At 44.6% G+C, this 13,145-nt stretch carries 13 protein-coding genes, 1 tRNA gene and 1 riboswitch; of the genes, 3 read left to right on the top strand and 11 right to left on the bottom strand.

Features of this window, described 5'->3' with window-relative positions; all coding sequences use genetic code 11:
• Window positions 1-77: 77 nt before the first annotated feature.
• The 8 genes from ACTHTQ_RS01260 to rlmD all read right to left on the bottom strand — a co-directional run bounded on the left by ACTHTQ_RS01260 (window position 78) and on the right by rlmD (window position 6,882).
• On the bottom strand, window positions 78-869 hold the full coding sequence (locus tag ACTHTQ_RS01260; protein ID WP_308186535.1) for a fimb protein: 792 nt from the start codon (window positions 867-869) through the stop codon (window positions 78-80).
• 197 nt (window positions 870-1,066) lie between these two features.
• Window positions 1,067-1,142: transfer RNA gene (locus ACTHTQ_RS01255), tRNA-Asn, on the bottom strand.
• Between the two features lie 98 nt (window positions 1,143-1,240).
• Window positions 1,241-1,600 (bottom strand): roadblock/LC7 domain-containing protein, encoded by a 360-nt coding sequence (locus ACTHTQ_RS01250; RefSeq protein ID WP_440362824.1) that lies wholly within the window; start codon window positions 1,598-1,600, stop codon window positions 1,241-1,243.
• Between the two features lie 39 nt (window positions 1,601-1,639).
• A complete protein-coding gene (locus ACTHTQ_RS01245) occupies window positions 1,640-2,281 on the bottom strand; it encodes a hypothetical protein (protein WP_003679679.1) in 642 nt (213 codons plus the stop codon).
• 1 nt (window position 2,282) lies between these two features.
• The gene (locus tag ACTHTQ_RS01240) at window positions 2,283-2,819 is read right to left on the bottom strand and encodes a GTP-binding protein (protein ID WP_003684400.1); all 537 of its coding nucleotides are present in this window, start codon (window positions 2,817-2,819) and stop codon (window positions 2,283-2,285) included.
• Between the two features lie 10 nt (window positions 2,820-2,829).
• The gene (locus tag ACTHTQ_RS01235; protein WP_440362823.1) at window positions 2,830-3,933 is read right to left on the bottom strand and encodes a response regulator; all 1,104 of its coding nucleotides are present in this window, start codon (window positions 3,931-3,933) and stop codon (window positions 2,830-2,832) included.
• Window positions 3,934-3,956: 23 nt separating this feature from the next.
• Window positions 3,957-5,432, bottom strand: a complete 1,476-nt coding sequence (locus ACTHTQ_RS01230) for a 23S rRNA methyltransferase (protein ID WP_440362822.1) — start codon at window positions 5,430-5,432, stop codon at window positions 3,957-3,959.
• A 124-nt stretch (window positions 5,433-5,556) separates the two neighbouring features.
• Entirely contained in the window at window positions 5,557-6,882 is a 1,326-nt protein-coding gene (gene rlmD / locus ACTHTQ_RS01225; RefSeq protein ID WP_440362821.1) for a 23S rRNA (uracil(1939)-C(5))-methyltransferase RlmD, read from the bottom strand.
• Window positions 6,883-7,021: 139 nt separating this feature from the next.
• Between rlmD and ACTHTQ_RS01220 the strand changes: the two genes are divergently transcribed.
• A complete protein-coding gene (locus tag ACTHTQ_RS01220) occupies window positions 7,022-8,083 on the top strand; it encodes a L,D-transpeptidase (RefSeq protein ID WP_313971015.1) in 1,062 nt (353 codons plus the stop codon).
• A 94-nt stretch (window positions 8,084-8,177) separates the two neighbouring features.
• Here ACTHTQ_RS01220 and queC read toward each other — a convergent pair whose 3' ends face one another.
• Entirely contained in the window at window positions 8,178-8,837 is a 660-nt protein-coding gene (queC, locus tag ACTHTQ_RS01215; RefSeq protein ID WP_440362820.1) for a 7-cyano-7-deazaguanine synthase QueC, read from the bottom strand.
• 3 nt (window positions 8,838-8,840) lie between these two features.
• Window positions 8,841-8,886: riboswitch (PreQ1 riboswitch) on the bottom strand.
• A gap of 71 nt (window positions 8,887-8,957) precedes the next feature.
• On the opposite strand from queC, the gene ACTHTQ_RS01210 reads away from it, so the two are divergent.
• On the top strand, window positions 8,958-9,557 hold the full coding sequence (locus ACTHTQ_RS01210; protein WP_440362894.1) for a CDP-alcohol phosphatidyltransferase family protein: 600 nt from the start codon (window positions 8,958-8,960) through the stop codon (window positions 9,555-9,557).
• 129 nt (window positions 9,558-9,686) lie between these two features.
• Here ACTHTQ_RS01210 and ACTHTQ_RS01205 read toward each other — a convergent pair whose 3' ends face one another.
• Both ACTHTQ_RS01205 and ACTHTQ_RS01200 read right to left on the bottom strand, forming a co-directional pair.
• Window positions 9,687-11,549 carry a Pycsar system effector family protein gene (locus ACTHTQ_RS01205; RefSeq protein WP_440362819.1) on the bottom strand — a complete coding sequence of 621 codons (1,863 nt, stop codon included), beginning with the start codon at window positions 11,547-11,549 and terminating at the stop codon, window positions 9,687-9,689.
• 166 nt (window positions 11,550-11,715) lie between these two features.
• Entirely contained in the window at window positions 11,716-12,000 is a 285-nt protein-coding gene (locus tag ACTHTQ_RS01200; RefSeq protein WP_036493072.1) for a PepSY domain-containing protein, read from the bottom strand.
• 231 nt (window positions 12,001-12,231) lie between these two features.
• Here ACTHTQ_RS01200 and ACTHTQ_RS01195 point away from each other — a divergent pair, with 231 nt between their 5' ends.
• On the top strand, window positions 12,232-13,032 hold the full coding sequence (locus tag ACTHTQ_RS01195; RefSeq protein WP_440362818.1) for a PP2C family protein-serine/threonine phosphatase: 801 nt from the start codon (window positions 12,232-12,234) through the stop codon (window positions 13,030-13,032).
• Window positions 13,033-13,145 lie beyond the last annotated feature (113 nt).

Here is a 13,145-nt window from a genome sequence, read left to right as displayed (position 1 = left end):
GAAAGGCAAAGTCTGACAGCATATCTTCTTTTAAAAACAGCCTATACCATCACTTGCCAGCTTTCAGACGGCCTTTTCTACTTGATAAAACCATCAATCGGCGCATAACCCAAGAAATCTGCCTGATCATTCAATATCACAACCCATTCTTTACTTCGCGCACTGGTAAATGGCAAGAAATACAATTCTTTCCCATCGTTTTCCAGCGAAGCCTGTTTAAAAATTGACTCCTCACTCATGCCACGGGCTTTTGCCAAGACAAATAACGGTTTCATTGCCTTACGAATTTTCTCACGTTCCTGCTGCGAATCTGGCAACCACCAAGAAGGCCTCATACTCGGTTCAACACCTTTCAAAGACAAATCAAGACTTTGGTTAGCCTCATCCGGACCCGTTGCTTCACGCAACCCAACACGACGCGCGCCAAACCAAGATAAATCCTGCAAATCCTTCGGAGCATGGCTCAAATCATTTACATCAATTTCTGCAGCAGTTACCACATTCATCCTATCGGTTTCAAATGCGACAACCACTGGACGCGCCAAAGATACGCTGTACAAACCATAAATTAAAGCAGCCAGCTGAATCATGCCGATTAAGGAAAAATCAACAATCCTTTCTTTAAATTTCTTGCTCGGACTGGCAAGAATCAAAGTCAGCAACGGGCCGCAAACAATATCTACTGAAATGACTAGTTTATACAAAGCCAATCCACCTGTCAGCTCGGCATACGGATAAGGATACCAAACTCCAAATACCAACAAAGCGGCCAATCCTGCCAAAATCAGACTAATCAACAAGTGCCATGCCGCATTTTTTAATGCGAACCGAAAGCGTGATGAAGAATGTAATGTATGTGAGTTTTCCATAGATAACAATAAGATATTATTTTTCTATAAATATTATGTATAGCTTAAAAAATAAATGAGATATTTAAATATGCTGGTAGGCCGTCTGAAAATTGAAGCATTAAGTACAACCATCTCACCACGCATTATCAATATGTTAAAAATACTAATAAATAGATAAAATAAAAACCACCATGCAACATGGTGGTTTTAAAATTTGGCTCCCCGACCTGGGCTCGAACCAGGGACCTGCGGATTAACAGTCCGTCGCTCTACCGACTGAGCTATCGGGGAATTAAAGATGGAATTATATAGAAAATATCAGAAATCTGTCAAGCAACAATCTATATAAAAACAAAAATATTTTTATATCTTTTTAATTTATAAAATTTTTATAAGATTTCAGCAATTTGTTTGGCCGCACGTTTCGCATCCAACAAAATCAAGCCCAATTTACCGCTTTCTTTTGCCATCAATGCCAATACTGCATTTTCACCTGCTTGACTCAACAGAATATAGCCGTTTTTACCTTTAACCATTACCTGATCCAACTCACCGCAAGCCAACTCACGCACGGAACGATTGCCCAATGCCAAAAGCGTTGCCGACATCGCGCCTACACGGTCTGCATTCATGTGGGAAGGCAGCATGGTTGCGATCGGCAGGCCGTCTGTAGAAATAACTGCAGAAGCAGTGATATCAGCAGAGGTATTGTTCAAATCGCTTAATACAGAGATTAATAGTTGTTGCATAGTCGCTCCATTCTAAAATAAATATCGGTCAGGCAAAAATCAACGGCTGCCGTATCGGTGGTACAGCACTTTAACCAAAGTAACAAAAGCCTCTTTATTTAAGTCAGGCATTCCGCCAATTACCAAAATCAGCTTGGTCATGCCAATATACAGAGGGAAAAAGGTCAATTCACTTTGGCCTGAAGGATCACAAATACCCCATGCACTATTATTGATATGCAGGTTATTGCGAATCAAAAGACGGTGATTGTCTTCCATTTTGGCCACTTCGCTCGCCAAAAGGCCTAACTCTTCCGCAGCCTCATGATGGAAATTAGCATTGGCAAAATACAAACCGTTTTCATCAGCCAATAAAGCTTTGCCAGAATTAGACAACTGTTCCAACAATGTAGGCAATTGCTCGTCAGTCAAATGGATATCGTCTGTGCTAATTTCCTCATCACCATACAAAAATTCCAAGCGTTGCAGGCGGTACAGCAGGTTCAAAGCGGTATTGATGTCGCTGGTATCCGCCCATGCCAAGATTTTTTCGCTGCTGATGGTTTCAGACGGCTCTGCACGCAACAGACCATACAATAAAGTTCTGCTGGCACTGGGCGTATCACTTGAAACAGCATAATACGCACCCGCCGGTGTAATCTTAGGATATAAATTTGCTTGTAAAGAGAGTGTCGCTTCCATCTTATACCTCTAATCCGGGGTCAATTGAGAACAACATGGCAGTAACCAATTGTCTTACATCGTCTTTTCGACGTGCATCAATCTCAAAAACCGGTACATTAAAATTATTCTGTGCTAAATATTTTTGATAAACATCCACGCTTGGTAAGGATCGGATATCCATCTTCGTTACCCCTACAACCAGAGGCGCTTTTTTCAGCAACTCCCGGAATGCATCCAAGAAGAATTGCAAGTCTTTCAATGGATTGCTTCTTGTATTATCCAAAAGAAGCACCAAGCCCATACTGCCTTGGCTCAGAATTTCCCACATGAAATTAAAACGCTCCTGACCAGGCGTACCATACAGGTGAACCTTAGTTTCCTCATCCAAATGAATGACACCGTAGTCCATCGCCACAGTCGTGTACCCCTTACGGACAAGTGTAATATCGGATGCGGATGCATCGGTTTGAACCGGAGGTTCATCAGATAAAGCTGAAATTGCAGTGGTTTTACCTACGCCAACAGGACCGGTAAAGATAATTTTATTTTCTTTCATGACGTGTCCTTTACGATTTACCCAGCAACTTACGCATCAGGCGTTGCAACAGGCCGCGAGGTTGTTCTTTCGACGGACCGGCAATTTTTTGAGCCTCTTTGCTCATTGCTGTTTCAGGTACGTCTTTGCTATTCACATCAATCTGTTCGTTCAATGAAGGCGTATTGTTCGCATCAGTTGCAAACTCTGTATCTGTCGCCAAAAAGCCTGTCATATATGTTGCCGATAAATAGTTCAAAATATCAGGCATTTCTAAAGGCATGACTTTATAGAGGATGTTCAGATTAACAGACGTTTTCGTCAGAAATGCCGACAAACGCATAGATTCTGGAACATGTGCCAAACGGGTTAAGTTTGGCCACCGCTTGAGTGTAAAGACAGTTTGCGGCGTCATCGGATAAATCAGACGGCCTGATGCAGTCCAAATAGCTATTTGCCACAAGCATGACATAATGGTAACTTTGGCTTTTTCTTTCCATTGAGGATTATCAGGAACAGCCTTACACACGACAGCCAAGTTATCGTTCTTACACAATTTCTCCAACTCGTTGGCACTGACTGTCAACAGTACTCGCTGGATGCTAGGAAACACGATTAATATCGGCTTGCCTTCATGCAAGACAGCAATATCTTGGTGTCCTTGACTGGCAAATTTTAGCGCGCCCAACAAGCCTTTATTTGGATTAAATCGGCGAATGGTTGCTTTTCTTGTGCCATCTGAATTTGATTGTCTTTTATTCTCTTCAGCCGCTTGTTGTTCAGACGGCTCAAAAACATTGCCGCCTTGAGCCAGGCTGCGCAAAACAGGAAACAAGGTATCGAATTTGACCGGCTTAGCCAAATAAGGAGTCGTTACTGTCGGCAACTCGGAAGAAAACATAGCCACAGGTACTTCCGGATAAGTTTTCTTCGACTCTTTCCAAGCTTCTAAACCTGCCGGAGTATCGGTATCAACCAATACCAAATCCGGTTTTTCATCAGAGTCAGGGGAAACGATGACGTAATTCGTCGTATTGTGCATTTTAAATGCCATACGGAATACCGCCTGCTGTTGCTCGCCCATCTCCTGTAACATAACCCGTATGGTTTTAATTTTTGGTAAATGATTATTCATCACTCGTACTTTCTACGATTATCTTATTTTTTTGAATATTGGTTCATTCGTTGCAAGAGACGGCTCATTGCCAAGACAACCTCTTCAGGCAGGCTGACAACACGCTCACGCAACAAGCGCAGAAATTGTTCTAAACGTCCCCAATCTTCAACGCGTTCGTACAAATCAAACAAGATAATGTACAACTGCGATTCTTGAGGATACTGCAAAACAGCCTGTTCCAAAGTACCGATGGCCAAATCCAATTGACCATAAGCCAACAAAGATTCCACTTCTTTCAGAGCCTCATCAGCTGGTGAAGAGCTGGCGCTGATAACTGAAGAGTCTTTTTGAACCAACTCACGATATTTGGCTTTCATCTGCAAAGAACTTGGCTGAATGTAACCGCGTTTCAAGCCAATCTCTTTAATTTGCTGTTCAGACGGCCCTTTTTCCAAATCATCAAAAATTTCGTGATAACCAAGGTTATAACCCCAACCAAGCATACGTTCTTTTACTTGACGGCCATATTGACCCAAAGAGTGGTAAAGCTTCCACAGATGCTTGGCAAACTGCCCTACTTCTTCATTCTGATAATCCAGACGCAAGGCATCGATAATGAGACCAGCAGGCTTCGCAGAAGTTTGGATTGCTTTGTTGTATTGATGCAAAGCAGTCTCGTAGCTAATCTTGTCTTTCAAGATTTTTGCACTACGCTCCGGTTTGGCAAAACCAATAACCGCGCCCATCTCTTCAGGGCTGATTTCGCCAAAATCTTTCTTGCCTAATACGATAGGCGCACGTTTGCCCATGCCTGGAACGACAATGCGCTCAACCGAGTCGTTCTCAAAGGCAATATGCTCGTCGGAAGCAACTTCCAAACCGCTTTGTTCGCCAATTTGACGGTCCACTTCCTGCATATTCCAACCAAGATGATGCTCGGCAAAAACACGCAGGCGCAGGTTAGTAGAATCCAAAGCCAGACCGGCTTTCAGGTATTCGGCTACGCTGTCTTCAGAAAGGGAGGCACTATGACGCTCAAGCGTATCCGCCAGCATGTCGATATTGCCGACACGCAGATTCAAACCGATTAATTCATGAACCAGCTTTTCCGGAGCACCGTCTTCCAAAGTATTGAGATAACCGGCCAAAGACTCCGCTGCTTTGCTCTCATAGCCGAACTGTTTATAAACCTGATATTCGGTCAACGGATCGACTTCTTGTGCGGAAACAGAAGCTGTTGCATCGTTTGAGCCGCTTCCACCCCATTCCCAGTCTTGATTATCCACATTGGAAACTGTCTGGTTGACTTTCTCAATCCAGTCGTTTCCATCCTCAGAGGAGGCTGTATGAGCAGCAGACGTACGGCCGCTTTTTGATGCATGTGCGCTTTGTTTGTCTGAATTGTTACTTTGTTTATGACGAACAAAAACCAACACCAGCAAAAAAAGCACCAGCAAAAAAATAGTTAAAAGTTGATAGTTCAAGAACACCTCCCGGTCTTGTGCTGCAAACTGCATTTATTAACATCTGTTGCTTTACACGCAACTTCAACGTTATTAATTCCCCAAACGAATGATGATAACATGAATGCACTCATTTTTACATTAAAAACCCTACTCACATAAAGGACTTGATACCAATTTACAACTCAAACACACCGATGGATTCAACATGCGAGGTTTGCGCAAACATATTCATGATTCCTGCCGCCTTAAACTTATAGCCCTTATCAACCAAGACACCGGCATCTCGTGCAAATGTTGATGGATTACACGAAACATACACTATCTTCTGAGGCAAAAACGGCTTGTGTAGCGATTTGACAACAGCATAAGCCCCGTTTCTCGGCGGATCCAGCAACATCTTGTCAAATCGTCCCCACGACTCAACAGTCTTTTCATCGGTATCGAATAAGTCTGCAACAGAAAACGTCACATTCTCGGCACAACGATTCAGACGAGTATTTTCCCTTGCCCTATCTACCAGATAATCGGCACCTTCAATACCGACAACCGATGCGCCACTTTTTGCCAGTGGCAAACTGAAATTGCCCAAACCGCAAAACAGATCGGCAATCCGCTCCCCTTTTTGAGGGTTTAAAAGCCTGACGGCCCTTGCCACCATCACTTCGTTCAGCTGAGCATTAATCTGCGTAAAATCACCAGGCTTATAAGGCATTTCCACATCAAATTGAGCAAAAGTATAGTTCAGGGCAGGCGCATTCTCAGGGTAAAACGGCAAGGACTCAGCATGATCCTGCAACCATATTTGCCATGCCTTTTCAGCACCCGACAATATCTTATCAAACCAATTACACAATTCGCTTAATATTTGTTCAAACGGTTGATTTACGAAACGAATGTTGAGTACCGTCACATTTTTCCCGCAATAAAACTCAACAAATTTCACTTTTACACCGTCATCATGCAGCTTTTGCAGCAAATTGCGGACATCAGGCAATCTATCGGACACATGCTTAGGCAAAATATGGCAATGGCGGATATTGACGACATCATGGCTTTTTTTGGCCTGAAAACCGAGTTTCAGACGGCCTTGCTTATCCACCGAAACACTTAAACGCGCCCTATCGCGATAATACCAGGAGTAACCATATAAAGGGGGTAAAATTATCTCCGGCTTGACCTTACCTATCCATTCCAACTGTTCTTCCAAAATCCGTTGCTTTAACGCAACTTGCGCTCCGAAAGAAACATGTTGAAGCGAACAGCCGCCACATGTATCAAAATAGCAACATGCGGGCTCGACACGTTCGGAAGAAGCCTTCAAAACCTTTTCAACTTGAGCCTCGGCAAACTGCTTTTTCTCTTTATGTATGACAAACGTTACACGCTCTCCAGGCAGCGCACCGCCGATAAATACGGCCTTCCCATCAACTCTGGCAACACCCCTGCCCTCATAATCCAAAGAAAAAACTTCCGTTTCTTGATACTGTTCTTTCACACCCATACCGTTTCCGTCACTCAGCCGCTCCCCGACCATTTAACTGTCTTCCAATACCGAAAGCGCATATTTTCTCACAAAAACACAGAGTTTCAGGTATCATGCGCCAAAAACTTTCATTTCAAACCCTACAAAAAAAGACGACATGAAAAAAATACTGTTCGGCCTGACAGCCGCCCTTTTAACTTCAGCCGCTGCTGCAAACACGCTTATTCCAGACGTCTCCCCCGCCTCTTCCGGACAACACGTCGTTATCAATATTACGCAACAGCGTTTGTTCCTCTACGACAACGGCAAACTGAGCAAAATTTATCCTGTTGCCGTCGGCAAAGCCATGACCCAAACCAATCTGGGCGAACATAAAATCGGCGCAAAAGCCTACAACCCAGTTTGGCATATCCCTAAATCCATTCAAAAAGAACGCAATGACGGCGTAAAAAGCGTACCGGCTGGTCCAAATAATCCGCTGGGCCCCGTATTTGTCCGTCTTGGCGACCCTAAATTAAGCCTTGGCATTCACGGCACCAATGCCCCTGCCAGCGTACCCGGCGTCCGCAGCCATGGTTGCGTGCGCATGAAATCGCCTGACGCATTGGAATTCGCCAAAACCATTGCAACAGGTTCTCCTGCCTCCGTTATCTACCAAATGGCAAGCCTGAACGAAGATGCCAACCAAAACTTGTGGCTGGCTGCCTATCGTGACCCATACGACAAGAAAAACCTTGATACGGCTGCCCTGAAAAAAAGCATTGCCGCCTGGGCAAAAGCGCACGGCAAAACCATTCCTGCCGCACGTGTGGATGCAATCCTGAAAGGACGCACCGGCGCAGCAAACTGTCTGACCTGCGCCAAAGGTGTGAAACTCAAATCGCCTTTGAAGTCTTTGGCATGGACCAGCGGCACGGATGCTTACAGCAAACCTAAAGTCATGCCGAAACTGGCTCCTGCTAAAGATGTGGTATTGCCTCAAGGAACTGAAATCGAAGTCGATGCTACCGACGATACAAACAAGGCTGCATCCGAACCGAAACAAAGCGTTCGTCCGACTCCGGTGAAACCGGCAAAACCTGCTGCCAAACCGGTAACCACTCCGGCCGATGCTCCTGCTTCCGCGCCTAAAGCCGCTTCCGAACCGGCTACTGCCCCAGCCTCTTCTCCTGTGAAAGATGCTCCGGCAAGCAGCGAACCGGTAGATTTGTTGTTCTAAGCAGAACAAAATACATAGCCAAAGGCCGTCTGAAATGAATTTTTCAGACGGCCTTTTCGTACAACTGGATATTGAAAATATATGCTCTCTTAATTCAGACGGCCTTTTTACTTCCCAAATATTCCGACAAACCGCGCTCGCGCAAAATACAGCTTGGGCATTCATGACAACCACCGACCACGCCGTTATAACAGGTATGCGTATGCTCGCAGATATAATCCAACGCACCCATTTCATCCGCCAATGCCCAAGTTTGCGCTTTGGTTAAATACATCAAGGGCGTATGGATTTGAAAAGCGTAATCCATGGCCAGATTCAGCGTAACATTCATCGACTTGACGAACACATCGCGGCAGTCGGGATAACCGGAAAAATCGGTTTCGCACACGCCAGCAATGATATGGCGTATCCCCTGCCCTTTGGCGTAAATAGCTGCGTAAAGCAAAAACAAAGCATTGCGTCCATCTACAAATGTATTGGGCAGGCCGTCTGGAGCTGTTTCAATGTATGCCGTATCATCCATCAAGGCATTGTGTGTAATCTGTTGCATCAGGCTCAAATCGAGTACCGTCTGCTTCACGCCCAAATCTTGGGCAATCCAACGCGCTCGCTCCAATTCGATGGCGTGGCGTTGCCCATATTGAAAAGTGATGGCCTGTACATTTTCACGGCCATAGGTTTGAATTGCCTGAATCAGGCAGGTCGCTGAATCCTGCCCACCCGAAAAAATAACGAGGGCTTGCTGTTTTTCCATTGTAAATTCCTAGTTTTGTTAACGCGGGAGGTTTGCGAACCGCGTGATTCGAAGATTGACGGATTATAACGGATTTCGTCTATAATCACGGCACTTCGTTTTCTTTTATTCGGCATAATGATGAGCATCTACGCCCTGAAACCAAAATTCCAAAACCTGTTGCGCCCCATCGTTAAGAGACTGTATCAAAAAGGCATTACTGCCAATCAGGTCACCCTGTTTGCCTGCGCCGTTTCCATTTTGATCGGTTTGCTTTTAGCATTGTTTGCAGGTATATCCACATTATTCTGGCTTTTGCCGATCTGGTTGTTTGTCCGCATGGCGCTGAATGCGATGGACGGTATGCTGGCACGGGAGTTCGGTCAACAATCGGCATTGGGCGGCTATTTGAATGAAATCACCGATATTGTTGCCGATGCTGCTTTGTATCTGCCTTTTGCCTTTATCGCGCCCTTCGGCGGCGTACAAATTGCCCTGTTTATTTGGCTGGCGGCAATGACTGAATTTTGCGGCGTTTTGGGACAAGTTCATGGCAACGGCCGGCGTTATGACGGGCCATTCGGCAAAAGCGATCGTGCATTCTTTATCGGCGCATTGGCCGTATGGTATGCAATCGCCGGCAGCTTCCATTCGATTTTCTATATCCTTATGTGGCTGGCCTGCGTGGCATTGGTTTATACCTGCTACAAACGTGTCATCAATGGCTTGAAGGCCGTCTGAAACTTATCCACGTTCTTGGGTTAATCATCATTGATTAAACCATCAACCTGTTTTACTGAAAACAAAAAGGCCGTCTGAAACCATAAACTATCGGTTTCAGACGGCCTTTTATCCATCCGCCAAGATAACTTACTGTTTACCCAGTTGGCTATAATCTACCAACATATACTTGGCAGTAATTTTCTGCGAAGCATTGCCTTCATCGCCCATCAGAATCATCTGCGGCTTGCCGTTAATAGTAATTGAATCGACGGCCTCAACGTTGGTGATGTGTTGCAGATTAGGCAGAGAGATTTTTTGCGGTTCATCGGTCGGATTACCGCTCCAAGTCCACAGTTGTGAGAATTTCTGTCCATTCTCATCCTTCACTTCATTGGCAATCACGTAGGTTTTCAACACAGGATCATAGTTGAGGGAACGGATACCGCCGCCATCAATATCAATCACGGCCACTTCATCAAACTCAGGTTTGGCATTGCGCTCAAATACATCTTTCGGATTGCTGATAAACGCAACTAAAGCCATGTTGTTGAACTCAGGATCACGGAAGCCCAAAACAAGACGTTTTTTCACCGGATCAAACGCCATGCCCTCAATATTGATTTCTTCAAAAGAAACCTCTGCCTTGGTTCGCTCACGAATCAAATCATGCAGCTTGTGATCGGTTTCCAAAACCTGCGTCAGATTGTCGTAGCTGGTCAGCCCCAACACATTGCCGTCTTGGATTTTAAAGCGCATCAGATGTTCACGGTCAGGCGAGCGGTTGCCTTTACGGGTGCGCGAGTGTGAAGTCAGAGCGTAGATAAAGCCTTCATCGTCGCGCGCCAAAGCCTCCAAGTCGCTGAGACGGCGTTTGAAACCGGTAATCACGCGCGTATCCAATGCCTCGTCTTCCACAAACCTGCCGGTTTTATCAATGCTGACAATACTGAACGCATGGTTGGGTTCGTCTTCCGCAATCAACAAATTGCCGTCCGGAAGCTGTTGTACGGCGGAAGGCTCGTACACACCGTTAAACATATTGATTCCCAGCGAACGCAGCTCTGCCGCATTGTTGGCCGGCGGTATCAGCAATGACGGCAATGTTTTCACGCCAATAAATGCCACCAGTGAAGCCAGCAAGCCCCAGCGGAATACCGCGTAAGACAAATTGATGTATTTGAACTGTTTGTCCGCCAACAAACCAAGCCAATAAAGATGGTCGCTCATCTTTTCATAGATTTGTTTACGGTCGCCCATAATCTCCTGCATCATTTCCCAATATTGATCTTTTTGCAGTTTCACACGGTCTTCATAAATCAAAATATTGGGTTGGCTGCCGCCAAAAAAGCGTGTTTCGGTACTACTGAGGCGGGTTTTCAAATCCTTCAGCTTAGAACGGCCGCGGATAAAATCCTTAAACCATGTCCGCGCCGCCTGCATTTTGCCGATACGTTCCGGCGAAGCAGAAAGCAACGCAAACACGATAGACGCGGCGGCAGTAATCATAAACGTACTGGCCGGAATCAGAAATTCGGGCGACGATGAAAAAATAAACGCACCCGAAATCATCAGTGCAGAAACAATAAAACCATTCAGCGAAATCATAATATTCGCTTTGGTTGCCGCCAGTGCCAACAATTCCATCTCCGAGCGTACGGCGTTGCGAAACATGGTTTCCACGCCCTTATTCGTACCTAACAAATCAGGCGCATTCAAATCCTCGGCTTTATTTTTTTTCTTTTTCGCCTTGTCTTTTTTGCGTTTGGCTTTCTTTTCACTTTTTTCAGACGGCATCTCAGGATGTTCAACTGCTTCCTGACCTTCTACCGCCTCCTGAATTTCTACCGTTTCAGCCGCAACACTAACTTCGTTTTCAACAGTATTGTTTCGATTGCGCTCCCAAAAATCAACGTCCTGTTGGGAATCGGCAGATACGCCGTCGTTTAAAGGTTTTTCTTGGTTGCCCATCTGCTTCGGCTGACCATCTTCCTTCCAATCATTCAAACTCATATCATGACTCACAACATCAAACACTTTGAATTAAATGGAAAATAAAAAGCATATTTAGTTCATTTATTTTAGGTAATTTACATACCGCTTACACTCTTTAAATACCTAAATAGCAAACTGCCGCAGAACCCCAAAGTCCTGCGACAATCCGCTTTGCATCAAAATATTAATAGTCGATGCGTTCTTTAATAATTTTCAAATCAGGGTAAGACAAAACAATGTCGTACTCACGACCATCTTTAAAAGCCTCGATATCCAACACAGGCTGACCTCGACGGCTATCGGCTTCAACATCGTGAACTTGATAGCCGCGTTGCTCCAACATTTTTACGGCTTTAGTACGATTTTGCTCGAAGTTTTTGTCGCTGTAGATTTTGTGTTCGATATAATCACTGGCACCGGCAGTAGCGGCAGACAAAGCAACGATGGCGGTCAATAAGAATTTTTTCATGTTTGATTTCCTTTTTAAATGTGTATTCGGGTTTCGATGGATGTATTAAAACATGACAAAATTAGCAGTTAATTAGTGCTTGGTTAAACGCAGTAAAGGCCGTCTGAAAACTGTTCAGACGGCCTTGATCCTTAATCATCAAATTTTAAACGTATTGCCCAAGTGTAAATCTGGAGGGTTAGAAACGATGAAAAGCCTGCAGCGAATATTCACCCAACAAATGGAAAAACCATGAACAACTTTTGCGAAATCACCTTTTGCCAACAAATCGGCAGCAACAAACAACACAACCAAGATGCCCTTTTTAACGGCGAGCAAGTGTTTCAATATAAACTCAAAACCGCTGAAACACGTCTTGAAACCCGTCCACGCTTTATCATCGGGATAGCCGACGGCATTTCCAATAGCAATCGTCCCGAAAAAGCCAGCAAATCAGCCATGCACCTATTAAGCCGTACAGCCAGACTCAGCCGTCAAACCATCAATCATGTACAAACCGCTTTATCTAAAGAGTTGGCAGAGGATTATTTTGGTTCCTCAACCACTTTTGTTGCCGCCGAAATCGACCAAACCACCGGCAAAACCAAAATCATCAGCGTAGGCGACAGCCGCGCCTATTTGATTGATACACAAGGAAAATGGAAGCAACTGACCCAAGATCACTCGATACTCTCCGAATTGCTGGATGGTTTGTCGGATAAAAAAGAAGAAGGGTTTGCCACCATATATGGCGGCGTTTCTTCTTATCTAGTAGCAGATTATTCCGATTTCCAAGACAAAATGTGCCATGTCGAGCTTACGCTTAAAGCAGGAGAAAGCCTGCTGCTTTGTTCAGACGGCCTAAGTGACGCTCTTTCAGAAGAAATAAGAGAAAAAATTTGGCAACAATATGATAATGATAAGTCCCGTCTGACTGTGTTTCGTAAATTAATTGCGAAACAAAGAGTTTATGATGATATGTCGGTAGTAGTTTGTAAGATTATCCAAACACCCTCTATCCAACCTTTTAACAATCACTGTCATCAGTTTTAAGTGAAATTTGAAACCATCTTTTACCATTTCTCTCCATCATTGCATTCGTCCATCTATCGGATAATCATTGCATTTATTCGATATGTCATGATACTGTTCAAAAAATATGACTA

Origin of the sequence: Neisseria sp. P0020.S003 (assembly GCF_051957095.1) — a bacterium.
In the GTDB taxonomy this organism is placed as follows: domain Bacteria; phylum Pseudomonadota; class Gammaproteobacteria; order Burkholderiales; family Neisseriaceae; genus Neisseria; species Neisseria subflava.
Note: the sequence above shows the minus strand (reverse complement) of the source record. Positions and strands in the feature narration are given on the sequence as shown.